The organism is Siminovitchia terrae, assembly GCF_003605405.2.
Lineage (GTDB): Bacteria > Bacillota > Bacilli > Bacillales > Bacillaceae_C > Siminovitchia > Siminovitchia terrae.
Genome location: NZ_QYTW02000002.1, coordinates 381,784 through 407,529, shown reverse-complemented (window position 1 = coordinate 407,529; position 25,746 = coordinate 381,784). Strand labels below are relative to the sequence as shown.

22 protein-coding genes and 1 riboswitch are annotated in these 25,746 nt (G+C 40.9%); of the genes, 2 read left to right on the top strand and 20 right to left on the bottom strand.

Going from position 1 to position 25,746, the window contains the following annotated elements:
- Positions 1-168: 168 nt before the first annotated feature.
- The 5 genes from D5F11_RS04275 to cls all read right to left on the bottom strand — a co-directional run bounded on the left by D5F11_RS04275 (position 169) and on the right by cls (position 6,812).
- Positions 169-1,608, bottom strand: coding sequence for a S41 family peptidase (locus D5F11_RS04275; protein ID WP_120116055.1), 1,440 nt, complete (start codon positions 1,606-1,608; stop codon positions 169-171).
- An 852-nt stretch (positions 1,609-2,460) separates the two neighbouring features.
- Positions 2,461-3,762 (bottom strand): homocysteine synthase, encoded by a 1,302-nt coding sequence (locus D5F11_RS04270; RefSeq protein WP_120116056.1) that lies wholly within the window; start codon positions 3,760-3,762, stop codon positions 2,461-2,463.
- 141 nt (positions 3,763-3,903) lie between these two features.
- Positions 3,904-4,010, bottom strand: a riboswitch (SAM riboswitch).
- A 115-nt stretch (positions 4,011-4,125) separates the two neighbouring features.
- Complete coding sequence (locus D5F11_RS04265; protein WP_120116057.1) at positions 4,126-4,716, bottom strand: peroxiredoxin family protein; 591 nt, start codon at positions 4,714-4,716, stop codon at positions 4,126-4,128.
- Positions 4,713-5,330 (bottom strand): hypothetical protein, encoded by a 618-nt coding sequence (locus D5F11_RS04260; RefSeq protein ID WP_120116058.1) that lies wholly within the window; start codon positions 5,328-5,330, stop codon positions 4,713-4,715. Before D5F11_RS04260 ends, D5F11_RS04265 begins: the two co-directional genes overlap by 4 nt.
- A gap of 27 nt (positions 5,331-5,357) precedes the next feature.
- A complete protein-coding gene (gene cls / locus D5F11_RS04255; protein ID WP_120116059.1) occupies positions 5,358-6,812 on the bottom strand; it encodes a cardiolipin synthase in 1,455 nt (484 codons plus the stop codon).
- Positions 6,813-7,113: 301 nt separating this feature from the next.
- Here cls and D5F11_RS04250 point away from each other — a divergent pair, with 301 nt between their 5' ends.
- Positions 7,114-7,995 (top strand): leucine-rich repeat domain-containing protein, encoded by an 882-nt coding sequence (locus tag D5F11_RS04250; RefSeq protein ID WP_120116060.1) that lies wholly within the window; start codon positions 7,114-7,116, stop codon positions 7,993-7,995.
- Positions 7,996-8,161: 166 nt separating this feature from the next.
- On the opposite strand, the gene D5F11_RS04245 is transcribed toward D5F11_RS04250, so the two are convergent.
- The 12 genes from D5F11_RS04245 to flaG form a co-directional block, all read right to left on the bottom strand.
- A complete protein-coding gene (locus D5F11_RS04245; protein ID WP_120116061.1) occupies positions 8,162-9,619 on the bottom strand; it encodes a murein hydrolase activator EnvC family protein in 1,458 nt (485 codons plus the stop codon).
- 81 nt (positions 9,620-9,700) lie between these two features.
- Positions 9,701-10,585, bottom strand: coding sequence for a permease-like cell division protein FtsX (ftsX, locus tag D5F11_RS04240; RefSeq protein ID WP_120116062.1), 885 nt, complete (start codon positions 10,583-10,585; stop codon positions 9,701-9,703).
- Positions 10,575-11,261, bottom strand: a complete 687-nt coding sequence (gene ftsE, locus D5F11_RS04235) for a cell division ATP-binding protein FtsE (RefSeq protein WP_120116063.1) — start codon at positions 11,259-11,261, stop codon at positions 10,575-10,577. The genes ftsX and ftsE overlap by 11 nt, the downstream gene beginning before the upstream one ends.
- 503 nt (positions 11,262-11,764) lie before the next feature.
- On the bottom strand, positions 11,765-12,055 hold the full coding sequence (locus D5F11_RS04230) for a hypothetical protein (protein WP_120116064.1): 291 nt from the start codon (positions 12,053-12,055) through the stop codon (positions 11,765-11,767).
- 315 nt (positions 12,056-12,370) lie between these two features.
- Positions 12,371-12,709 carry a cytochrome c551 gene (gene cccB, locus D5F11_RS04225; RefSeq protein ID WP_120116065.1) on the bottom strand — a complete coding sequence of 113 codons (339 nt, stop codon included), beginning with the start codon at positions 12,707-12,709 and terminating at the stop codon, positions 12,371-12,373.
- Positions 12,710-12,830: 121 nt separating this feature from the next.
- Positions 12,831-13,929, bottom strand: a protein-coding gene (gene prfB / locus D5F11_RS04220; RefSeq protein ID WP_244861989.1) for a peptide chain release factor 2 whose coding sequence is annotated in 2 segments (ribosomal slippage) — positions 12,831-13,865 and positions 13,867-13,929 — 1,098 coding nt in all. Because the reading frame shifts where the segments join, the coding sequence is not laid out codon by codon here.
- 50 nt (positions 13,930-13,979) lie between these two features.
- On the bottom strand, positions 13,980-16,493 hold the full coding sequence (gene secA, locus D5F11_RS04215) for a preprotein translocase subunit SecA (RefSeq protein ID WP_120116067.1): 2,514 nt from the start codon (positions 16,491-16,493) through the stop codon (positions 13,980-13,982).
- Between the two features lie 376 nt (positions 16,494-16,869).
- A complete protein-coding gene (gene hpf / locus D5F11_RS04210; protein ID WP_120116068.1) occupies positions 16,870-17,427 on the bottom strand; it encodes a ribosome hibernation-promoting factor, HPF/YfiA family in 558 nt (185 codons plus the stop codon).
- Positions 17,428-17,579: 152 nt separating this feature from the next.
- The gene (gene fliT / locus D5F11_RS04205) at positions 17,580-17,927 is read right to left on the bottom strand and encodes a flagellar protein FliT (protein ID WP_120116069.1); all 348 of its coding nucleotides are present in this window, start codon (positions 17,925-17,927) and stop codon (positions 17,580-17,582) included.
- Entirely contained in the window at positions 17,924-18,331 is a 408-nt protein-coding gene (gene fliS, locus D5F11_RS04200) for a flagellar export chaperone FliS (RefSeq protein WP_120116070.1), read from the bottom strand. Before fliS ends, fliT begins: the two co-directional genes overlap by 4 nt.
- 25 nt (positions 18,332-18,356) lie before the next feature.
- The gene (gene fliD / locus D5F11_RS04195; RefSeq protein WP_120116071.1) at positions 18,357-20,354 is read right to left on the bottom strand and encodes a flagellar filament capping protein FliD; all 1,998 of its coding nucleotides are present in this window, start codon (positions 20,352-20,354) and stop codon (positions 18,357-18,359) included.
- A gap of 23 nt (positions 20,355-20,377) precedes the next feature.
- Positions 20,378-20,737, bottom strand: a complete 360-nt coding sequence (flaG, locus tag D5F11_RS04190; protein ID WP_120116072.1) for a flagellar protein FlaG — start codon at positions 20,735-20,737, stop codon at positions 20,378-20,380.
- Positions 20,738-21,283: 546 nt separating this feature from the next.
- Here flaG and D5F11_RS04185 point away from each other — a divergent pair.
- On the top strand, positions 21,284-21,949 hold the full coding sequence (locus tag D5F11_RS04185; RefSeq protein ID WP_245998064.1) for an adenine nucleotide alpha hydrolase: 666 nt from the start codon (positions 21,284-21,286) through the stop codon (positions 21,947-21,949).
- 288 nt (positions 21,950-22,237) lie between these two features.
- Here the strand turns inward: D5F11_RS04185 and D5F11_RS04180 are convergent, their stop codons facing one another.
- From D5F11_RS04180 to D5F11_RS04170, 3 genes are all read right to left on the bottom strand, one after another.
- Positions 22,238-22,792, bottom strand: a complete 555-nt coding sequence (locus D5F11_RS04180; RefSeq protein ID WP_120119527.1) for an HPP family protein — start codon at positions 22,790-22,792, stop codon at positions 22,238-22,240.
- A 30-nt stretch (positions 22,793-22,822) separates the two neighbouring features.
- A complete protein-coding gene (locus tag D5F11_RS04175; protein ID WP_185830495.1) occupies positions 22,823-24,196 on the bottom strand; it encodes an MATE family efflux transporter in 1,374 nt (457 codons plus the stop codon).
- 73 nt (positions 24,197-24,269) lie between these two features.
- Positions 24,270-25,745 (bottom strand): aldehyde dehydrogenase family protein, encoded by a 1,476-nt coding sequence (locus tag D5F11_RS04170; RefSeq protein WP_120119529.1) that lies wholly within the window; start codon positions 25,743-25,745, stop codon positions 24,270-24,272.
- Between the last annotated feature and the right edge of the window lies 1 nt (position 25,746).

Sequence of the window (25,746 nt, the reverse complement as noted above, 5' to 3'; positions counted from 1 at the left end):
ACCACTTACAGAAGTGGGAGACTTCTGCTGAATAAAGTTAAAGGGAACCAGAACTTCTAGCCCTCCCCCTCTCCGTGCTCGAAGAAGAGTGTGTTCGTCACTCACCCATTCAGAACCCAAAACGGCCACACAAGTGCGGCTTGCGTGACCGGAGGAAACTCTGTCGAATTACTTCATTGATTTTAATGCCACCTGAAGCTGTAGATCATTTTGTTCATCTTGAATTTCCTTGATCACCGCTTCTTCAAGCTTTTCAGCAGTTCTTGTATCAATCACTCCTGTTACCGGTATTTTTTCAATTGATTGGAATGCTCGGACAGCGCGTTCTGTCTGGCCGTCGAAATATCCGTCTGCCCGGCCCGGACCATAACCTAGCCCTGTCAATAATTCCTGGGCAATCTTCACTTCTTCATTATTCATGTCGCGGGTCAGTTTTTTTTCAACCGTCAGGGAATGGGCGTGGAAATACCCTGGCTGTTCGACTTCTATCGTCGGTTTGATTCCTTTATCATGAATCCAGTTGCCATTAGGTGTCAACCATTTGAACATTGTCAGCTTAATATTGCTTCCATCTTCAAGCGGAATAGCCTGCTGGACTGTTCCCTTACCAAAAGTCTTCTTTCCGATTAGGTCATACCCTTCGATTTCCAGCAATGCTCCCGCCAAAATTTCCGATGCGGATGCGCTTCCTTCATCAATCAGCACGCTGATCGGATAAGTTTTTCTTTCTTCCATTCCAGAAAAATAGGGATTCTTTTTCCCGCTTTTTTCTTCAATCTGCACATAAGGTTTTTTATCCGTAACCAGCTGTTGTAAAATGTCATCGACACTGGAAAGCATACCTCCCGGATTGCCGCGGACATCGATAATAAGACCTGCCGCCCCTTCTTTTTCCAATTTATTCAGTTCATTTGCGAATTCACGTGCCGTCCCTTCTGCAAATGAGGTGATTTCTATATAACCGATTTTTTTGTTTCCTTCTTTTTTCATGTCGGCAAAAACGGTAACAACCGGCACTTCCTCACGAGTAATTTCCACTTCAAACGGCTTGCTCGCCCCTTTACGCAAAATCTCTAGCTTAACAACTGTACCTTTTTCTCCCCGGATTTGCGTCGTAGCCTCATAAAGATCCAGTCCCTCTACCGATTTTCCATCAATTTTTAAAATCTGATCCCTTGGCTTGAGGCCAGCTTTTTCTGCCGGTGTATTTTTAATAGGCGCTACAATGGTCAGCTTTCCCTCCTCTATCGTGACTTGCGCTCCTATTCCGTCAAACGATGAATCAAGACTGTCATTGAAACGTTCCGCTGTTGACGCATCCATATATACAGAATACGGATCCTTCAATGTCCCGATCATTCCCTGGATGGCCCCGTGAACGAGCTGTTCATGATCCACTTTTTTAACGTATGATTTTTGGATTAATTGGTAAGCCTGTTCTATTTTTTCAAGATTGGCCGAAACCACAGAAGAATTTTTTGAGCTTTGCTTTTCATCAAGCAAGTTTTCTTTTACATTGGATTCCTTCCACTTTATTCCTGCATACACCCCGCCAGCTCCAAAAAACAAAGAGCATGCGGTAAGCAATGCCAGCCATTTTTTGTTCATCGTCTTCCCCCTCAACCGGTTCACCTTACTTCAAAACCTATGCTGGCTACGGACAAGTTATGAAGGATTTTCTTAAACGTGGAAAGGTGGCCTAATTGCGTAGCAGCATGCGAATTGGAAAGAAAGGTACTTGAAAGAACACTCGTTACAGGAACCCGTGATGTTCCAGAATGATTGCTGATGGAAAATTGCGGATAAAGATCAATTTGAAACGTTGGGTGTGGTTTTCGGGGATCGTGCGATATCTTAGATTATTGTGCGAAAATCATATTTATTGTGCGATTTCCTGGATTTTCGTGCGAAATTCATATTTTTCGTGCGATATTTGGAATTATCGTGGGAAATCATATTTTTCGTGCGATTTCCTGGATTATTGTGCGAAAATCATATTTATTGTGCGATTTCCTGGATTTTCGTGCGAAATTCATATTTTTCGTGCGATATTTGGAATTATCGTGGGAAATCATATTTTTCGTGCGATTTCCTGGATTATTGTGCGAAAATCATATTTATTGTGCGATTTCTTGGATTTTCGTGCGAAATTCATATTTTTCGTGCGATATTTGGAATTATCGTGGGAAATCATATTTTTCGTGCGATTTCCTGGATTATTGTGCGAAAATCATATTTATTGTGCGATTTCTTGGATTTTCGTGCGAAATTCATATTTTTCGTGCGATATTTGGAATTATCGTGCGAATTACATATTAATCGTGCGATTTCTTGGATTTTCGTGCGAAACACGATTTTATCGTGCGAACTCTATTTTTGGCTCATCCTAATGACAGGATCGCTTCAAATATTGGAAAAAGCCGGCGTGCATGGCACGACCGGCTTTGTTGATATAAATTATTATGCTTGAGATACAGCTTCAACTGCTTTTTCAATTGCTTGGGCAAGATCCGCTGTAATATCTTCAACAGATTCTAATCCAACTGCTAATCTGATTAATTCTTCTGTTACGCCTGTCTCTTTCAATTCTTCGGCGCTCAACTGTTGGTGCGTTGTTGATGCAGGGTGAATAATCAATGATTTCGCATCCCCGACATTCGCAACGTGTGACCAAAGCTTAACGTTATCGATTGCTTTTCTGCCAGCTTCCCTTCCACCTTTAATACCGAAGTTCACGATGGCTCCAGGTCCTTTAGGCAAGTATTTTTTTGCTAATTCATATGAAGGGTGGTCCTCCAGACCTGGATAAGCTACCCATTCGACTGCATCGTGGTTTTGTAAAAACTCAGCAACGGCTTTCGCATTTTCAACATGCTTTTGGATACGTACATGAAGAGTCTCAAGTCCTTGCAGGAAAAAGAATGCATTATCCGGGCTCAAAGTTGGACCAAAGTCACGAAGCAGTTGAACACGAAGTTTTATGGCAAATGCAACATCCGGCACGTCGATTCCAAAACGGATACCATGATAGCTTCTATCCGGTTCAATAAAATCAGGGAACTTTTCATTATTCCAGTCAAATTTCCCGCTATCCACTACGACGCCGCCAATAGCTGTACCATGTCCGCCAATCCATTTTGTAGCCGAGTGAACAACAATATCTGCGCCGTACTCGATCGGCTTAGTGAGATATGGTGTTGCAAAAGTATTATCCACAATCAATGGGATATTATTGTCATGCGCCACTTTTGCAACTGCTTCAACATCCAAAACATGAAGACTTGGATTTCCAATGATTTCAGCGTAAATTGCTTTTGTCTTAGGTGTGATCGCCTTGCGGAAGTTTTCTGGATCAGTCGGATCAACGAACTTTACATTGATGCCATATTTCGGAAGCGAAATGGAGAATAGGTTGTATGTACCTCCATAAAGATCCGTAGCTGCCAAAATTTCATCCCCTGCGCGTGCAATGTTCAGAATACTGAACGCTATAGCGGCCATTCCGGAAGAAAGAGCAACAGCTGCTGTACCTCCTTCAAGCTCGGCAACTCTTTTTTCAAATACGTCAGTTGTCGGGTTCATGATGCGTGTATAAATATTTCCTTGCTCTTCTAGAGCAAATAATTTTTGAGCATGTTCTGTGTCGTTAAATACATAGGAAGTTGTTCTGTATAGAGGAACAGCACGTGACCCCGTAGCATCTGGCTCTTGTCCTCCATGTAATAAAATTGTTTCTGGCTGGTAATTTTTTTCTTGTGTCATTTTTCTTCCTCCTTAGAATTTTCAAAATCGATCGGAACAGTTGGTAATAAAACGGCATTAATCAATACCGCTTTAGGAAGGGGGAAAAGAAAACTAAAAGCCCTCTTCCGTATAAGAAGAGGGCCGATATGACGATTCCTCCCCTTATCTTCCAAGTCATTTGACTTGTAGGAATTAGCACCTTTTCAGAAAATCTGAAGGTTGCCGGGCATCACAGGGCCTAATCCCTCCGCCGCTCTTGATAAGAGTGTTACTTATTCATTCATTTAATTCTTAAGCTCTGTCGAACTCTTGAATAATACTATATACTACCGGTCTATAAGCTGTCAACACTAAAATATGAATAACTTTAAACGTGAAGGTTTATTTCATTTCAGACACGATCTTTTCAATGGTTTCCTCATCCATAGGCCCAATAATTCTCGTATGAACCATTCCATTTGTATCAATCATATAAGTCGTTGGAATGGTAAATGCCTGATATGTTTTTCCAAGCTTTCCACTTTCGTCCAGCGGCACCGGAAAGGTTAGACCATATTCTTCAATAAACTTCTTAACCTTCTTCCTAGCGTTTACTCCCCGCTCAACACTCGTCAAATTCACGGCGAGGATTTCTACATTCTCTTGTTTAGCCTTTGTTTTATAATAATTTTCTATATGCGGCATCTCGGCTTTGCATGGCGGACACCACGATGCCCAGAAGTTCAACATGACTTTTTGTCCTCTATAATCAGATAACTTTACTGAATTACCATCAAGGGTTTCCAGCTCAAAATCCGGTGGCACTTCCCCTTCTTTCAAGCCTTCATCTGCTTGCTCCAAATTTTCCGACTGTGAAAATTTCTCTTTAGCTGCTTCAACCTCGTTTTTCTCACGTACATCCTGAATAATATTTATAACAACGATACCAACAAGCAATATAATGAGTGCAAGACCAAATATTTTTTTATTCATTGATTTTTTCGACTTCCTTTCCATGCTGTCCAGGCAATAAGCAATGTGCCAGACGTGTAAGTCGCGATTGGTACGGAAAGCAAATTTCCTTCCAATGAGTAAATAAGTCCTTGAAAACAGGTGAAGAATACGAGAATTTGAATGCCCCAAATCGGATTCCCTGAGTTTTTATTTAACAGCATAAAAAAAGCAATCCCTCCAATTAACTGAAGGCCTGCAAACAATATATGCTCTTTGTTTAATAAATAGAAGACAAGCTCATATACTGTAATGATCACAATCCATACTTTTACATGAAGGGTATTTTCCTGAACCTGGGACTTTTTTTCGGATAAAAAGAAATAAAGAAATGCGGCTGCAATTCCAAGCCAATATCCTTTCATCCCGCCATTAAAGTACACAATAGAAAATGGATTCTTAATTATTGTTTCAAATTGGAACAGGATGACGCTTAGCTTCCATGTCAATATCAAGATGAAGAAAGCATTGCTGTATAAATCTGCTGCCTGCTTTTCCTGAGTCAGCCTTAAGTATAAATAAGCGCCTATAAATGCGAAAGCAATAGCTACCCAAGAAGCAGGAAAAGACAGCGATCCGACTGAATACCATTTCATTATGATACTCCTCCCTCAATATATATTTTATAAAATGGGAGAAAGCAAACGGGAAACCGACTCTTTGAAACGAATAATTTTCGGTCTTTTCAAGTATTGTTTAAATGTAAGTTCGCGAGATAACGAAACATCTTCATTGAAAATATCAACAAGCTCCTGAACAAGTTCCTGATCATACAAGAATGCATTTACTTCAAAATTTAGACGGAAGCTCCTCATATCAATATTAGCTGTTCCCACACTTGCAATTTTTCCGTCAGCTATCATCGTTTTTGCATGTATAAAGCCATTTTCATAAAGGAATACTTTTGCTCCTGTCTTCAGCAGGTCTCCAACGTAGGAATATGTCGCCCAATAAACAAAGATATGATCCGGTTTATTCGGTATCATCAACCTGACATCCACACCAGATAGCACAGCTATTTTCAGAGCATCCAGTACACTGGAATCGGGAATAAAATACGGTGTTTGAATAAGAATATAATCTTTTGCTGAATTGATTAACTTAATATACCCATATTTAATCTGCTCCCATTCTGAATCGGGACCGCTTGACACGATTTGCACATCCGTATCGCCAATTGGTTTCATTTCCGGAAATAGCCTGTCCTCATAGCTTATTTTATTCGAAGAGGCTTGGTTCCAATCAAGGATAAATCTAGTTTGCATTGCAAAAACAGCTTTTCCGAAAATCCTAAGATGTGTATCCCGCCAATAACCAAACTTCTTGTTCAAACCAAGGTATTCGTCACCAATATTAAATCCACCGATATATCCGACTGTCCCATCAATGATGACAAGCTTTCTATGATTTCGGTAGTTCACCTGCAGATTCAGATGGGGGATGATAGCAGGGAAAAAAGCGCTGACCCTTCCACCAGCATCGAGCAGCGGACGAAAAAATTTCCGTGGAAGCCTTCTCGATCCCATCGCATCATAAAGAACGCGGACCTCCACACCCTCTTTGGCCTTTTCTACAAGGAGTGTTAACAGCTCGTTACCGAGCTTGTCGTTGCGCATAATGTAATAAACAAGATGGATATGATTTTTCGCTCTTCGAATATCGGCCATTAGCGAGTGAAATTTTTCATTTCCATCTGTAAAAATATCCACTTTATTGTCCTGTGTCAGGACGGCACTGTCATTGACAAGGAGCATGTAGATCAAATCTTTGTATTGCGCTGTTTTATGGTCATGAAAAGGAAAATCACCGTCTCTCAGCATACTAATTTGGGTATCGGTGATTTCCATGATCCCTATTTTCTTTTTATCTTTCCATTCGAAAATCTTTTTCCTGCTCAAATTCTGACCGAAGATCAAATATAAAATAAAACCAACAACAGGAATAAAAAGCAAAACAAGGAGCCATGCCCATGTTGCGCTTGCGTCTCTTCTTTCTAGAAAAATAACAAAACTGGCAAGCGCAATATTCAAAATAAGAAATATAATTAATAACGGAGTACTGATTGCAACAAATGTCATCGTCTCTACCTCACAGCTCATATAGTTACACAGACCAAGCTCTTAACCATTTTAGCATATAACTCCAACCGAAAATATAGACTGTCAGTCATTTATATACCTTTTGATCATTTCTAAACATAAATCTGTTATATTTTTTCGAAAATGACAAGAAACTGAATCTTTGGATTAGGATAGTTGAAACCAAACTGGATTTGTTTCGTATAACAATTAAAGATCTTTACAGCCGGCTTTAAAGATAAGTGAAAACAACTATTTATATAAATAAAGGCCTTTATTTATTGTTTAAGGGTGAAGAATATTGAAAAAAACATTCTTATATTTATTTGTACTATTGCTTTGTGCGGGATGTAATGGAGGGGATCATCAAAAACAGCAACCTGATGAAGCGGAACCACCGGCTGAACAGCTAACGTCGGAAGTAGATCTGAGTCCGGAGATGCAGAAGGCCATTGACCGTTATAAAGGGATTGAAGATCCTGTTCTGCGCCAACGGGTACTGGAGGAATTAAAACTTGAAGAATATGTAAATGACGAAACCAGACCCACAGTGAAAGACATGGCAAAGCTGGTCGTTTTCAGAGCTAACAAAAGGGGAACAATCAGTTCCTTAAAAGGTTTGGAAGTTGCTTTTAAGCTCAAAATGTTAAGTTTGGACAATACTGGTATAAGTGACCTGCAGCCAATTGCTCAGTTGCCTTCTCTTGAAAAACTATATTTGTCCGGCAATAAGATCAAGGATATCAGCCACTTATCCGGTTTGACTTCGCTTCAGGCTCTGACACTATGTAGTAATGACATCGATGACTTTTCCCCATTAAAAAACCTGAAACAACTACGAATTTTGGGGCTGGGTGCCAGCGGTTTAAATGACATTTTCTTTTTGTCCCATTTACCAGCATTGGAAACGTTAAATCTAAGAGAAAATCAAATTACCGATATTTCTCCCCTGTCCCAATTATCAGCATTGGCAAAATTGGATTTGTCTGGTAACAATATTGAAAAAATCGACGCCTTGTCAGACCTCGATTCATTGAGAACTCTGATTTTATCCAGGAATGCCATTAGAGAAATAGAGCCATTAACAAACATGGCCTCACTGCTTCATCTGGACCTTTCCGAAAATAACATTGATAACTTCAGTCCAGTGGAAAACCTGGAACTGCTTGAGCTGATCAAATAAGAGGATGCATACAAAGATTCGAGCGGCAACATACATAATAGTTTCTTACCACCACTTATAGATTAGAGAGAAATCCGTACTGTGGATCAAGAGCCAATGGAAGATTTGCTAAAAATATTAAAGAGAGAGCCGCATCGATTGGATGCGGCTCTTCTCAAATCATAGCTTATAAACCTATATACGGTGCCGGATTTACACGGCTTCCGTTCTTAAAGATTTCAAAGTGAAGGTGTGTTCCGTCTCCACCAGATCCAGCTACAACGTCCCCTGTGTTACCCATAGCTCCAATAACTTGCCCCTTAGATACTTTGGCACCTGGAGAAACAGAGCGGCTGCTCATATGGCCGTAAAGTGTTTTATATCCATTTCCGTGGTTGATAATAATAACATTTCCATAGCCACCCCAATTTCCAGGTGAACCAAATGTCGAAACTTCTACAGTTCCGCTTGCTGCTGCTACAATTGGCGTACCTTTTCCTGCTGCAATATCAACGCCGTTATGCATTGTACCCCAACGAGCACCAAATCCGGATGTGAATGCTCCAGCAGCAGGACGCGTAAACATCCCTGAGCTGACTGCAGGTGTATTGCCTACAGGAGCAGAAGGTTCATGGTATGTAGTAGTTACTTTACTTGTTCCTTGTGAAGAAGCTTTTGGTTTTGAACTTGAATTAGAACTTGAATTGGAACTTGAATTGGAACTTGAATCTGAGCTTGAGCTAGAGCCTGAGTTTGAATTAGAATTTGATGTTGCTGAGCTTTCCTCTGAATTGGAAGTCTCTTTCACTCTCGCTTCCGCTGCAATCTTCCTTGCTTCTTCTGCCTTCCTTGCTTCTTCCGCAATACGGGATTCTTCGTTGCTGATTGCTCCTTGGATTTCTAACTGCTTGGCATTAAGCTGAGCAATTTCTGCTTCCAAAGATTTCTTTTCATCAGAGATGTTTGCTTGTTCAGCCTTCACATTTTTCATTGCTTGATTCTTTTGTGCTTTTTGAGAATTAAGGTCAGCTTTCAGCCCTTCCAATTCTTTAAGCATACCGTTCAATTTTTCAAGATTTTTTTCGACCTTTGCCTGCTTTTCCTCTAGAGCATCCTTATCACGCTGCTGTTCTTCCATGATCTCTTTATCTGCACTGACAATAGTCGTTACAGCGGAAACTCGATCGACGAAATCGCTAAAACTTTCGGCTCCCAACAAAACGTCGATGTAATCAACTGATCCGCCGTTTTGCTGAATGCTTCTTGCTCTTTCTTTAAGAAGCTCACTTCTTTTTTCAATCTTCTTTTTCAATTCTTCTATTTCTTTTTTTAGCTTGTCAATTTCTGCTTCTGTCTTTGCTATTTCTTTCTCTTTGTCTTTTATTTTTACGTTAGTAGTATCTATTTTTCCTTCCAACTTTTCCACTTCAGCCTGCATGTTATTAAGCTGGTTAGTCAAATCAGCTAGTTTGTTTTCCTTCTTGGCTAAAGAACTGTTAATATTGGACAGCTCAGATGCAACCTGAGACTGTTGATCTTTCAAATCAGAAAGTGGTGTAGCGGATGCTCCCCCAGTAAATGCAAATGTTCCGCCAAAACCGATGACCCCTGCAAGTGTGATTGATAGTAATGAACGTTTCTTCAAGAAAAAGTTCCCCTTTCTCCCCGACAAGAATTTCTATTTTGCGTTTCAAATTTTTCAGTTTGGGTAAAATAAATTCAACATTTATATTTTCAAAAAACGTCTGACAGATATAAAGCTACCCCAAGCGCCGATAATGACGCCGATCAGCAACAATAGTCCGATGACCTGATAAACGAATGGTGAGTACGAAAGCGGCTGAATAACCTGATTCGGAATACGCGCGGCTAAAAAGTCATAGGCATAGTAGTAACCTGCCGCCACAACTGCAATTGGAATAATCGATCCGATTAATCCGAGCCATATGCCTTCAAATACAAACGGCCAGCGTATAAACCAATTCGTCGCTCCTACCAGTTTCATAATCTCGATTTCTCTGCGCCTTGCAAATATAGTGATTTTAATAGTATTGGAGATTAAGAACATAGCAGTGAACAGCAATCCGATAATCAGAACAAGTCCAATGTTACGGCTTGTCTTCAATGTATTGAACAATTTTTCTACTTTTTTTTCACCATAGACTGCAGAATTCACAAAATCAAAGGAACTAATTTTTTTGGCAATTACTGGAGTATCCGTCGGCTGTTTTGTTTTTACAATGAAGACATCATGCAACGGATTTTCCTGTTCATACAGCTTCCAGTCTTTCCCCATCGTTTTGATCAAATGGTCGAGCTCCTGCTCCTTAGATGAAAAAGTGACCGACTCCACCTGATCGATTTCTTCAATTTTTTTCTTGAGTGCTTCCTGGTTCTCTTTTGACACTGACAAATCTATGTGTGTTCGAATTTCGACATCATTCTCAATATCTGTGGCAAATTTATTCATATTCAGCATGATGACGAAAAAAACGCCAACTAGCAGCAACGTGACGGTGACTGCACTTGCGGAGGCGAAGGTCATCCATCCATTGCGGCGCAGACTTTTGAAGCTTTCACCAAGATGGCGCCGAAACGTCCTAGCTTTCATAACCGTATTCCCCCTGCTGTTCATCACGGACAATGATTCCATTTTCAATGGCCACAACACGGTGTTTAATCGTATTTACGATTTCACGGTTATGCGTCGCCATAATGACCGTTGTACCCTGCATATTGATTTCTTCCAGCAAACTCATAATTTCCCAAGATGTTTCAGGATCCAAATTCCCCGATGGCTCGTCCGCTATAACAACTTTTGGATTGTTGACAATTGACCTCGCAATCGAAACCCGCTGCTGTTCTCCACCGGATAGCTCTGATGGCAACATCCGGACTTTATGCTTCAACCCAACTAAAGCCAAAACCTCCATAACCCGTCTCTTAATCTCTCTAGGCGACTCTTCAATTACTTCCATTGCAAATGCGACATTTTCAAAGACTGTAAGAGTTGGGAGGAGTTTAAAATCCTGGAAAACTACTCCTACATTTCGACGTAAGAATGGAACCTCTCTATTTTTAAGCTTAGACAAATCCAATCCATCGACAATGATTTTTCCTGAAGTGGGCTTTTCTTCCCTGTATACCATTTTGATAAAGGTCGTTTTTCCAGCTCCGCTGGGACCTACTACATATACAAATTCACCTTGATTAATCAGGATGTTTAAACCGTTTACAGCAATAATACCGTTTGGATATTTCTTGCTCACATCCTGCATCTCTATCATATAAACCACCTTACTCCTTTAAAAACAATTATTCGTTATGTACTATACTTAACATTGTGACAAGGTGAAAATCCGCGTGACAAGCAGAAAATCATTCAAAGTGCGGCTTGTCCTGTAAACCGCAGGTTATGAAAAACTCGTCAAATTATATCGAAATTTAAACCCAGAACTATTATAACACTTGGGGCCCATATTTTAAGGAACATTTATATTACATTTGTGTTTCAAAATGTCATATTACAGTAATAATCGATAATATTAGATATTCATGAAAAAACTGTTGATCCAGTAAAAATTTTCCGTAAGAGAAAAAGCTATTAAAATTGGACCTTTTGCAAAGCTTTGATATTAAATTTGTTTCTGACGTACGAGTGCTGCTAAGATGAGCAAGTGACATGAGTCATGCACCTAATGTGAATGGGCAAGTATTCAAACGCGCTTTTCAACATCCCAGAAAAGGGAATTTTCCGGTTCTAATGTCTTGTGCCAAAAGTTTCAAATCCCTATATTTTCTTGCCTAAGTTAATGGAATAGGTCTTTTTTATCATTTTTCTTTCGGGTAGCATTGCCACTCTGCGCATTAAGCTCCATCCCCCCACTAGGAAAACCACACCGCTCTGAAACAAAAATGGAGAATTCACTTCAAGCTCTTTCCAACAATATTTCCGTAAGTATGTATCAAAATCATCGCCATCGACGTATTCCATCAACATCATATCAAATGCGCCTTGGCGTATTTGCGCCCAGAATTTATCGAGCGGCGCTCGATAAATTCCTCTGAAAATCTGTGGCATCCGCCGGAGGCTTTAACTTTATTCAGCCGGGGTTTGAACCCCCGCTGAATGGAATACCAACATGCATTCAACTCACCACTTACAGAAGTGGGAGACTTCTGCTGAATGAAGTTAAATGCTAAATTCGCTAATTTACACTTTCTTATACCAGTTTAGAGTCTTACTAATTTCTCTTCAAGGGCTACCAGTGCTCTTCCCTCACTATAGACTCTGCCATACTAAACTCACACCAAAAATTAAAAAAGCTTGTAGAGAAAAAATACCTACTTCTCTACAAGCTGTGGACAAGCTGCAGCTTATCCTTTAAATCACACATTACTTTTTCTCAGCCAGCCATGCAGCCACTTTGTCTGCGTCATCACCTTTGATAATGCCAGCTGGCATTCCTGGTCTACCATTGTCAATGACGTCATGGATTTCATCTTCACTTAAAGAAGCGCCGATTTTATCAAGTGCAGGGCCGTTGCGTCCTTCCAAGTTCTCGCCATGGCAGCTTGAGCAGTTTTGCTGAAAAATAGCTTCTGCGTCATTTGTGGCAGTTTCTCCGCCGCCTTCATTTCCACCGCCAGCATTGTCATTATTATTGCCGCCACAGGCAGCAAGTCCGATGGCCAGTCCAGTACTCATTACGAGAGCCAACATTTTTTTCTTCAAGGTATACATCTCCTTATTAAAAATGATGCTCTTTTAGTATACCAATAAAGCTGCTTTTTTAAACCAATAAGGTTACCACAATTTCCTTTTAATGGAAAAATAGTGACAACTATTCGGCCTCTTATAGACGGGAACGCAAAAACGCATTTATGAACATATCGATGTCACCATCAGTGACTGCTTGGACGTTTCCGACCTCTGTATTTGTCCGATGATCTTTTACCATGGAATACGGATGGAATACGTAAGAACGGATTTGGCTTCCCCAACCAATTTCCTTCTGCTCTCCGCGGATGTCAGCAATTTCTTTTTCTTTCTCTTCGATTTCACGCTGATGCAGCTTAGCCTTCAGCATTTTCATTGCACTTTCGCGGTTCTTGATCTGAGAACGTTCATTCTGACATGTCACTACAATACCCGTCGGCAAGTGAGTAATCCGGACAGCAGAGTCAGTTGTATTGACATGCTGCCCCCCGGCACCGCTGGAGCGGTACGTATCGATTTTCAAATCTTCGGACCGGACCTCAATTTCAATGTCTTCATTGAGCTCCGGCATAACTTCACAAGATACGAAGGAAGTATGACGTCTTCCTGAAGAGTCAAAAGGAGAAATTCGTACAAGTCGGTGAACGCCTTTTTCAGATTTCAAATATCCATAAGCATTATGCCCTTTGATCAAGAGGGTCACACTTTTAATTCCGGCTTCATCTCCTGGAAGGTAGTCGAGAGTTTCCACTTTAAAACCATGCTTTTCAGCCCATCTGGTGTACATGCGAAGAAGGATCGAGCCCCAGTCCTGAGACTCCGTCCCTCCAGCACCTGGATGAAGCTCCAAAATTGCATTATTTTTATCATACGGTTCGCTTAATAGAAGTTGAAGTTCAAACTTATCAAGCTTGTCTTTGAACTCTACCAGGTCGTTTTCAAGCTCAGCCTCAAGGTCAGGATCGTTCTCTTCCTTCACAAGCTCAAGAGTGACTTCGAGATCCTCCTGGGTTTCAAAGAGAGCCTTGTATTCTTCAACCAAGTCCTTTAAAGCATTGGCTTCGTTGATGACAGTCTGTGCAGCCGACTGGTCATCCCAAAATGACGGATCAGCCATTTGTTCGTCCAACTCAGCAATTCTAGTCTCTTTTTCCTCTAAGTCAAAGAGACCCCCTAAAGTCAGCTAATCTCTTAGCCGTATTTTCCAATTCACTTCTTATTTCAAAAAGTTCCATGCTACCACCTCTGATGTTTTGTATTTATTTTATCCAATTGGCCGCTTCAATTAACCAAGACGACCGTGGCACTGTTTGAATTTTTTTCCGGAACCGCAAGGACATGGATCATTGCGTCCGACAGTTTCTTTGCGGCGGACAGGTTTCTTTTTAGTTTTACCGCCTTCCTCTTTCGGATTGACGGCCTGTCCTTTTGCCACTTCCTCCCGCTGCAAATTGTTGCGGATTTCTGCTTTCATGATATATTTTGCAGCGTCTTCCTCAATGGAAGCCACCATATTTTCAAACATGTTAAAGCCTTCGTTTTGATATTCGCGGAGCGGATCAATTTGTCCGTACGCACGCAGATGAATTCCTTGACGCAGTTGATCCATTGCGTCGATATGGTCAATCCATTTCGTATCAACTGCTCTGAGTAGGATGACCTTTGTGAACTCACGCATTTGGTCAGGCGTCAGCTGTTCTTCCTTTTCATCATAACGAGCTTTGACTTTTTCAAAAATAAGCTCAGTCATTTCTTCCGGATCTCTGCGTTTTAAATCGTCGATGGTGATATCTCCTTCTGGAAGGAGGTTTGCATTGACATAATCAACAATCCCCTGCAGATTCCATTGCTCTTCTTCTTCATGATGAGGCGTGTGGGCATCAACTGCACGCTGAATAACAGTTTGAATCATTGTTCCCGCGATATCACGGAGGTCTTCCGCTCCCATAACCTCGTCACGCTGTTTGTAGATAATTTCGCGCTGCTGTCTCAAAACATCGTCATACTGCAGCAATTGCTTACGAGCATCAAAGTTATTTCCTTCTACACGTTTTTGTGCAGACTCTACAGACCTCGAAACCAAGCGGCTTTGAATCGGCTCAGAATCATCCATTCCGAACTTTTCCATCATCGATTTCAAATTGTCAGTTCCGAATCGGCGCATCAGCTCGTCTTCCATCGAAAGGTAAAATTGAGTAACCCCTGGATCTCCTTGACGACCAGAACGACCTCGGAGCTGATTATCGATTCTCCTGGATTCATGGCGCTCTGTTCCTATGACAGCTAGACCACCAAGTTCCAAAATGCCTTCCCCAAGCTTAATGTCTGTTCCCCTTCCAGCCATGTTGGTTGCGATAGTTACAGCGCCTTTATTTCCAGCTTCTGCAATGATTTCCGCTTCACGTTCATGGTTTTTGGCGTTCAACACATTATGCGGAACTTTTCTTTTTTTAAGCAATGAACTGATTAGTTCAGACGTTTCAATCGCTACTGTACCAACAAGGACAGGCTGCCCTTGTTTATGGCGCTCTGCGATATCATCCACGACCGCCTGAAATTTCCCGTTCATAGATGCATAAATCAAATCAGGTCGATCATCCCTGATAATCGGTTTATTTGTAGGAATCGCCACAACTCGCATATTATAAATATTGCGGAACTCTTCTTCTTCCGTTTTTGCTGTACCTGTCATTCCAGCAAGCTTTTCATACATGCGGAAGTAGTTCTGGAAGGTAATTGTCGCCATTGTCATCGATTCATTTTGAATATCGACGCCTTCTTTCGCTTCAATAGCCTGGTGGAGACCATCACTGAATCGTCGGCCCTTCATAAGACGACCGGTGAATTGGTCTACAATGACTATCTGGCCTTCTTCGACGACATAATCAATGTCCTTATGCATGCTCACATGTGCCTTTAAAGCTTGGTTAATATGGTGATTCAACGTTACATGTGAAATATCAAACAGGTTATCAATATGGAAAGAGCGCTCCGCCTTGTTGATTCCTTCTTCTGTCAACTGAACGCCTTTCGTCTTTTCATCGTACGTATAGTCTTCTTCTTTTCTCAAAGTATTTACAAAAGCATTCGCTTGAAGATAAAGCTGGGTCGATTTTTGAGCCTGGCCAGAAATAATCAGCGGTGTCCGGGCTTCATCAATCAAAATTGAATCCACCTCGTCAATAACCGCAAAATGGAGCGGCCTTTGAACGCGCTCTTCCTCGTAAAGCACCATATTGTCACGCAGATAATCGAAACCGAACTCATTATTCGTACCGTATGTGATATCTGCCTCATATGCTTCTTTTTTCTCATTCTTGGACATGCTATTCAGATTAAGCCCGACAGTCAGACCTAGAAACTCATACAATTGTCCCATCTCTTGGGCATCACGACTGGCAAGGTATTCGTTCACAGTAACAACGTGGACGCCCTTACCTGTCAACGCATTTAAATAAACGGGAAGAGTCGCCGTCAGCGTTTTACCTTCACCCGTTTTCATTTCTGCGATATTCCCTTCATGAAGCGCAATCCCCCCCATGAGTTGGACAGGGTACGGATACAGTCCGAGCACGCGACGCGCTCCTTCACGAACTACGGCAAACGCCTCAACAAGCAGGCTGTCAAGGGGTTCCCCACCTGCATAACGGCTTTTGAACCGATCTGTTAATTCCCGGAGCTCTTCATCGGATTTCTTCTCCATTTCAGAGCCAAGCTTTTTAACTTCTGCTGCCATTTTATCAAGACGACGTAATTCACGTGTGTTCGAATCAAATAATTTAGTTATGAAAGCCATCATTTTTTATATTACTCTCCCTTATATGATCAAATACGGGCGAAAATACATATTTGGTTCTTTGTCATGTGCATTAGCGCACATCATCTTTATATTTTAACATTAATAAATACTTTATGACAATAACGCGAGAGAGGGCGTCTGGTGTGAATTCGAATATAAGTCCGTTTTAAATTCACGAAGGGCTGTATATGGTGATTTACGGCAGGCCTTTTTGAAAAATATAGGGTGGGAAGAAGCCAGGGGTATGGGCGATATAGATAACTGATACGAAAATTTACGGTTTATGAGCCGCTTATCATCCGGTTCTTTTTGCAAACTCCTAACAAAAAGCACGCCTCCTCCCAATAAAAGAAGGGTGCGTGCTTTAAGGTTTCATTTAGTTTGTTTCAATTAGCCCATACTTTCCGTCTTTTCGACGATAAACGATATTCGTTCCATTTGTTTCCGCATCAGTGAAAATGAAAAAGTTATGGCCAAGCATATTCATTTGAAGTACGGCTTCTTCGCTGTCCATCGGTTTCAAATCGAATTGCTTCGTTCTAACAATATTCAATTCATCTTCGTCTTCAGCTGTTTCAGCAGCCGTGCCGTTCACTCCAGTCGCAAACAACTGGTGCAAGTCTCCTTTTTCACGGAACTTGCGATTTACTTTTGTTTTGTGTTTACGAATTTGACGCTCAAGCTTATCTACAATCAAATCAACTGCAGCATACATGTCATCGTTCACTTCTTCAGCTCTTAAAACAAGCTGTGGAAGTGGAATCGTTACTTCAACCTTAGATTTTTTATCAGGGTTTACTTTTAAATTAACATGCACATTTGCATCAGGAGTTTCGATGAAATATCGCTCTAGCTTGCTCACTTTCTTTTCTACGTGATCTCTAATTGCCTCAGTTACCTCGATGTTTTCACCGCGGATTTGATACCTTAGCATATAAACTCCTCCTTTAAAGGCTATGTATATATACTTCTATATCATACCTCAGAATCCTGCAAAAAAAAGCGAATTTTTTTGTCGAAATTCTGAGAAAGGCGGCGATTTCCGGACCTTGACTTTATAGTCTTTTTGTAGAATGGATAACAGCGTTATTGCCTTTTGTCATAAAAAACACCATCATTTTGCACTTTCATATAGGGGTTAGTGTACCGTGCCGCCGATGTCTTTTTTAAATCAACTGCATTCAAATCCCGTATGATATGCTTATTGAGTTCCTCCAACAAAAATGCCAATTCTTTATTAAGCTCTAGGAGTTCTTTGCCAGCAGCCTTTTCTTGCGATGAAAAAGGAGGCCGGATTTCCGGAAGCAGTTCCTCCCTCTTAGCAAGCAGTTCCTCAACTTGACCTATGGTCTTTTCACGATTGGCTTCATCCATACTGTTTACTTTGTCCACCAACTTCTTTGTAATAGCGAGACATTCCTGGACGGCACTCATCGATTCACACTTTCCAGAGAGGAATGCTGATGCTGCCTATTCAATTGAATAACCTGTTTCCAAGTATCGCGAAATTCCATCATTATTTCTTCGACTTCTTCAAGAATGGAAATATCCTGTTTGATATTCGCTTCCACCAAGCGCCTGTTTGCGTACTCGTATAAGGAGTGCATATTTTTGGAAATCTCGATGTCCATATTTAAAGTTAAAATCAGTTCGCTAATAATATTTTGTGCATTTTGGATGTTTGTGTTCTTCTTTTCTATTTCCTTATTCTCTATCGCTTGTTTTGCCAAATTGATAAATTTGAGGCAACCATTATACAGCATCAGTGTCAATTCTCCCGGTGAAGCAGTTGTGACTGAGTTGTTTTGGTATGCTTCATACGGATTCCTGCTTGCCATATTTCCACTCCTAACATAAATAGTCCTACATTCCGCCAAATTGCTGCATCAAATAAAGGGATTGATCGTTTGCTCTTTGGATAGCTTTTTCCATGGCAGTAAATTGTCTCCACAGACGTTCTTCTTGCATTTTCAGCCTTGTTTCAAAACTGGCGATATTTTTATCGACAGATATTAATTCTCTTCCCAAAGCAAACTGCTGGTTCTTTGAAGTTGCGCGGCCAGCCCGATCCTGGATTTTGGTAATCGACTCGTTCACCGTATCATATAACTTATGGATGACTCCACGCTCTGAATCGTTTGATCCGGTACCTCGGAATAGATTTTCTACTGCTTCCGGATCTTTTTCAAGTGCTTCCTTCAATTTTCCTTCATTAATTTCCAGTTTTCCACCATCAAGATAATCCTTTGTTGTTGTGATGCCAATCGCAGATAGATGTCTGAACAACCCGTTTGTTTCGACGGTACTAGACATATCCATACGCATATTTGTCAAAACCCCGGATAATAGTGGATCACCTTTGAGAAGTCCGCTCCTGGCGAGGTTTTCCCATTTTTCCTGCTGTTTGTCAGAGAGCTCTTCACGCTCATCATCAGTGAGCGGGAGATATTTTCTGTTGCGCTCTTCATTGAGCTTTTTATTGATTTCGTCAATCAGTGCATTGTACTGGTCGACGAAATCTTTGACTGTTTTAACTACGCCTTCCGAATCGTTGGAGACGTTAACCGTAATCGGCGGATCTGTTTCTTTTAAAGTTTGTTTCAATGTAAAAGTAACACCGTTCATAGAGAAGGTATTGGAAGTCCGCTCAGTTTCAAGACCGTTGATGGTGAAGATAGCATTTTGGCCACCCTCTTCACTACTATTTTCAAAGTTTAATACTTTGCTAATTACTCCGCCGGAAAAAAATATTTCACTACCGTCAGTGTTAAAATTTCCTGTTTCTTTTCGTGTCATCGTGATCTTTTTTGTATGCCCATCGAAAAACATAGTAATTCCAGCAGAGGACTCATTCACTTTACGTATAACATTATTCAAAGACTCATTTCCATTAACAAAAATTCTCTCATTGACTTCACCCTTAGATGTATGGGCCCCTACCTCAAAGTATGTAAAGTTTTGGCTGAAGGTTGTTGATATCTTTGTTCCTTCCGGCGGCAGTTCTTCAGGAGGGAGTTCAAACAAAATGTTTCCGTTTGCCAGATCTACTTTTCCGAGTACGTCATCACCATTTTTTAGCACTCCAAAGCCATTGTTATTAGTGCCATCCCATACATATGTAACTGCCTCGGTACCTTCACCCACTGTTACTGAAAGGCTGGCTAGCGCCCCTTTCCCAAGGCTGATCATATTCTGATCTTTACCAAGAGTATGATTGACCGTTTTTTCTTTAAGAGCATAATCAATCTTTACAGAGCTGTCCTCCGGTAATTTTTCATTTTCGTTAAATGTTAATTTACCATCTTCTATAAGAACTTGTCCTTCTGTGGGTTCTCCTGCCGTTATCACAGTATATGACTTCCCGTCTACACTAAACGTGCCTGGAACAATATTGTCTCCATTCAGATCTAATTCAATTTGACCGCCTTTGACCTGTGAGTGTTTTGTTTCTACAACACCCTTTTCCCATATGACATCAGATGAGTCTTTCAGCTGACTCCAAAAACTTTCAGTTGCATTAATCTCAACCTGTCCACTGACCCGATTAGCAGCCGTTGCCAATTGTTCCACCTTCGAAATCGTATACGAAGCCTGCGACGCTCCACTCGTCACTGTAGCTGATATTTTCTCTTCATTCGTGGAAAACACCATCCGCGCTCGATAATTGCTTGTTAGTTTCAACTGCCCCAACTGGTTACGAAAGCCTAGCATCATTGTATTAATAGTACGGTAATCGTCCCGCTTCCATTCAAGAATTTGTTTCTGTTGTTTCATTTTATCAAGGGGGACTCGTTTTGCCTTGATCATATTGTTAATGATCTGATCAATGTCCATCCCACTAGCTAATCCGCCAATTCGCATATTTGTCACTTCCTTTTATTTTCCTATATTTTTTTATCTACAAGTATTCCCATGACATTCGCCATTGCCGCAAACATATCAAGAAGCTTTTTAGGAGGAATTTCCCTTACCACTTCCTCAGTCTCTTCATTTACGACTTTTACATAATATTTATTTAACTGGTCATGATACTCGAACTTCAAATATTGCTTAGATGTTTTTAGGTGGCTGTTCGCAAATGCTACCGCTCTTTCAAGCAATGCTGTCGCATCTTTTTCCGAAAGCTCGTATGATCGTTCTTTCGATGTGGTTGACTCCCGGGTGGACTCACCGCTGCCGATAACAGAGCGCACAGGCATCACAGCACCTTCAACTGGAAGCCTTCCTCCGATCGATCCAATCATCCTCTTTCTCTCCTTCGGTAAAAATTGAATTCTTACGGATAATATCGGTTTGAATTTTAAATTCTTTATAAAGAATCTCTTAAAATCTATGAGAAAAGCCCATTTTGCTGTTCTGCCCATGATTCTAATGCCCTTTTATGGGTCATTTGCATAGGATAAGTTGTACATTTTAATAAAAAAGATGAGGAGAACCTGAATTGAATCATTATTATCAAGATCCGTATGGATATCCTATGATGACAATACAGCGTGGAGCTAAGAGTATATGGAGGAGACCATGGGGATTTGGAGGCCCCTTCTTCAGACCATGGGGATTCGGATATCTTTTTTTCCATTTTTCTGGTGAAAGAGAATTCGGAAACCGGACAATTACTTGTTCAGTTCCGTCAATTTCTCAAAAAATTTCCCAGGAAATGCTCGTATTTTGTCTGATCTTCATTCAATCATTTATATCAAATGCGTCTTGGCGTATTTGATATAAATGATTGAATGAAATACCAATATGCACTCATCTCACCACTTACAGATGTGGGAGACTTCTGCTGAATGAAGTTAAAATGTACTATAATTATAGACACCACAATTAAGGATGTGAAAATGATGAAACAGATTGCCTTATCTTGGAGTGGAGGAAAAGATAGCTGCATGGCTCTTCATAAGTTGACTAGCACCGGCAAAAAGGTTGTTTGTCTGGTGACAACCGTGCCTCAGGAAACAGGTAAAACATTTGCTCATAACGAAGATATGAAAAAAATTAAAGCACAGGCAGATTCACTTGAAATCCCGATGGAGTTTATTCACTGCACATATGATACATATACAGATGATTTCCTGAAGGAATTAAAACGATTGAAAATCAAATATAAGCTAGATGCCCTTGCATTTGGCGACATGTACTTGGATGGACATAGAGAATGGGGGCAAAACCTTGCAGATGCAGCCGAGTTGGAAGCAGTTTACCCTTTATGGTCAAATCGATCGGGAATGCTGCAAGCATTGAAAAGGTTTGTAGATACTGGCTATAAAGCCGAAGTCATTAAAGTTCGTGAAGATCTGTTACCTTCAAATTGGGTCGGCCGTTTGCTGGATGACCATTTTATAAAAGACATTAGCGAAAAGGGCATTTGTCCCATGGGTGAATCGGGAGAATACCACACATTCGTTTATGACGGGCCTTTATTTAATAAAGAAGTAAAAAATATAACTCTGTAGTATGTATTCAGAGAGTCCCGTCTAAAATAACCTGTTTATTTCCGGACTAGCCCGAGAAAAAGAAATATACCCTCAAAGAAGTGACAACACAAGAATAAAAACAAAGCAATATGACTAGCTTGTTTAGTGAGAAACGAAAAATCTTGAGACAAACTGATGGACCAATTAAAAGCCTTGGGAACAAAGAATTCCAAGTACTAGTTGTGAGGAGGTGAGCGAATCTCACCTGTCTTTTCAAAAAATAGAAGGAAAAACAAAAATAGCTAAGGTAATATCCCTCCTTATATTTTATACCCAAAACGTCGGGTAGTGCCGATCACTTCGCAAATTATTTATAGTTAGCGCAAAGACAACTACGATAATAGAACCAATTAATACAGGTGAAAATAAAAAATTCCAATCGTATTCCCCCATCATCACAACAAGAGGGTTTGCGCCTGCAGGCGGATGTGTAGTTTTTGTCAGCATCAATGCAGCAATAGCGAGTCCGACGGCCAAACCGATTGCCCATGAGCCATTTCCCAACGTATGGTATACAGCCAAACCGACAAACGTTGAAATCAAATGTCCGCCAATGATGTTTCTCGGCTGCGATAATGGTGCATTCCAAACCCCGAAGGCTAGAACGCAGCTTGCACCAAATGGGGCCATTAACCATTCTGTTGAAGTTGAACCAGTCAACATCGCCAAAACAGAGATGGTGAAAAATCCACCAACCAGCCCTGTCATCGCATCTTTTACATTTATCTTTAAAGGGCTTGCGCCTGCCCCCTTCATTTTGGAGAGAGTTGGAAAATACACCGAATATTTTTCCTTTTGATTTGTAACTTTTTGGCTTTCCATTCATTCACTCCTCTCTCAGATGCAAATCCCTCAACTAATCATCTGCTGCAAGTCCCTTTGACTTTTTTGTTTCTTTTGCACATGGAAAAGACGATATGACAAAGTTATAGCTCCGATCCCCAAGCCGATAATCAATCCCAGCCAATAACCGTAAGGCCCCATTCCTGTAAATACTGCCAAAGCATGTCCGGACGGCAACCCAATGATCCAGTAGGAACCAATAGACATAACAAGCGTTACATTCACATCTTTATACCCTCTAAGAGCGCCCTGAATGGGAGATTGAAATGCATCTGACAGTTGAAAGAATACAGCATACAGAAGAAACTGGGCCGTCAAATTAACCACAGATTGATCTTTGCTGTATAGCTCCGCCACTGGCACCCTATAAACAAATAGGAGCATACCTGAAACCGTTGTCAATAGGACCGCTGTTCCCAACCCCAGAAAGCTATAGGAGCGAGCATCTTTAAATCGCAGGGCTCCCGCTTCAAAGCCAACCAAAATGGTCAATGCTGCCGAAATACTTAGAGGAAGCATATATAATAGGTAGGCAAAATTGAGAGCTGCCTGATGAGCGGCAATCACAACCGTTCCAAACTGGCTCATTAGCAATGTGACTGCGGAGAATATGCTAATCTCCAAAAATATTGTCAGTCCTACTGGAACCCCCAACCTAAGAATTTCCTTCCACTTTTCAAAATGAATCTTTTGAAACGATTTGAAAATGCCATAAGATACAAAAGGATTGATTTTATGAATAATCAATATCGCTAGCAAAGTAGTGATCCAGTATGTAAGAGCAGTTGCAACACCAGCTCCTATACCACCCAGCTCATTGAAACCAAATTTTCCATAGATCAGTATATAGTTCAGAATGATATTGATTGGAAGTGCTAGTAAGGTGATCAGCATTGTGACATTCGTTTTTCCTAAAGCATCAATAAATCCGCGGAGTCCACAATAAATGAAATAGGGAATGAATCCTGCAGCAAGACTAATCAAGTAGTATTTCGTCACATATCGAACATCTTTTTCCAAGTCCATTAAATCCAGCAAGGGATTTAAACAAAACATCCCCAACATATATATAAATAAGGACAAAGCAACTCCAACGTAAATTGTTTGAACGACATATGAAGAAACTTGGTCCACTTTCCTCTTACCCAAAAGGTGGGCAATAATAGGAGTCACTGATAAAAGTATTCCGCCAACTCCCATTTGTATTGGAAGCCATAAAGAGGAACCAACAGCTACGCCTGCTAAATGTGTGGCGGAATAATTTCCGGTCATCATAACATCAAAAAAACTCATGGAGAAAGTCGCCACATTGGCTACTAAAATTGGCACCAATATAACAAAAAACTGATACAATTTTTCCCGTAATCTAATTGTTTGTTTTATAGTGGCCATCTCCTTGAAAAAACTGTAATTTTTTCAAAAAGAGAAGTGAGGACCACTTCTCTTTATCAATCACTTATTTATTTGGGAACCAGCCTGAAGGCTCTACAGCAAGGTTAATATTAATCTGTTTGATTTCTTGGAAGTCATCCAAGCCGTAAGTTCCAAGGCTACGTCCGATTCCACTCATTTTGTAACCGCCCCATGGAGCTTCGTTATATGTTGGACCGAATGTGTTCACCCAAGTAATTCCAGCTCGAACCTTTTTGATAACACGTAGCGCTTTTGCTCCATCATTTGAGAAAACACCGCCAGCAAGGCCAAAATCTGTATCATTTGCAAGTTGAATTGCTTCCTCTTCATCTTTGAACTTTTGAATAGTGACAACCGGTCCAAAAATTTCTTCCTGAACAATTCTCATATCGGAAGTTACATTTGTGAATACTGTCGGCTCAATGAAGAATCCTTTATCCAACCCATTTTCAGTCAGACGGCGGCCCCCAAAAGCCAGCGTAGCACCTTCCTCTTTACCAATTTCAATATATTTCAGGATTGTATTCATTTGGCTTTCGCTGTTGATCGCACCCATTTGAGAGTTCTCATCTAGGCCAGGGCCAACTTTGATCAATTTTGCTCGTTCGACGAAGGTTTCTACGAACTTATCGTAAATGCTCTCTTCTACTAATACACGGCTTCCCGCTGAACAAACTTGGCCAGAACCAAAATAGATTCCCATTAAAGCATGGTCAATCGCAGTCTCAAAATCCGCATCGGCAAAAATGATGTTTGGTGATTTTCCGCCAAGCTCAAGAGAAATTTTCTTCAAATTTCCTGCAGCTGCTCTCATGATTTCCCGGCCAACTTCTGTGCTTCCGGTGAAGGAAACAAGATCGACGTCTTTGCTTTCTGCGATTGTCTGACCGACAACAGAACCTCTACCCATGACAAGGTTGATAACACCTTTGGGGACACCAACTTCTTCAATGATCTCAACCAATTTCATAGCGGTGATCGGTGTTGCTTCTGCAGGCTTATATACAATCGTATTTCCTGCAGCCAGGGCTGGAGCGATTTTCCAGACGCTCATTAACAGCGGGAAGTTCCAAGGAACGATAAGCCCTGCTACCCCGACGGGCTCTTTGACAATCATTGCCTGGACATCTTCAGGAACTTGGTATGTTTCACCTTCAGGCGCCAAGACCAAACCTGCATAGTAACGGAAGCAGCCGGCAGCGTCAGCAATATCAAATTCTGCTTCTGCCTTAATTTTACCGTTGTCCATTACTTCTAACCTTACGAGTTCATCGAAATTCTCGTCGATTTTATCTGCAATTTTGTTCAAATATTCACTTCGTTCATGAGCAGTCAGACCGGACCATACGCCACTTTCAAAAGCGGATTTGGCTACAGCAATCGCTTCTTCTGTTTCTTCTTTTGTAGCTCTTGGGGCTACTGCAATCACTTCCTGATTAGCAGGGTTGATTACTTTGTTTCTATCTGAGTTAGAAGGACCTATCCACTCACCATTGATATAATTGTTTAATTCTAGCACA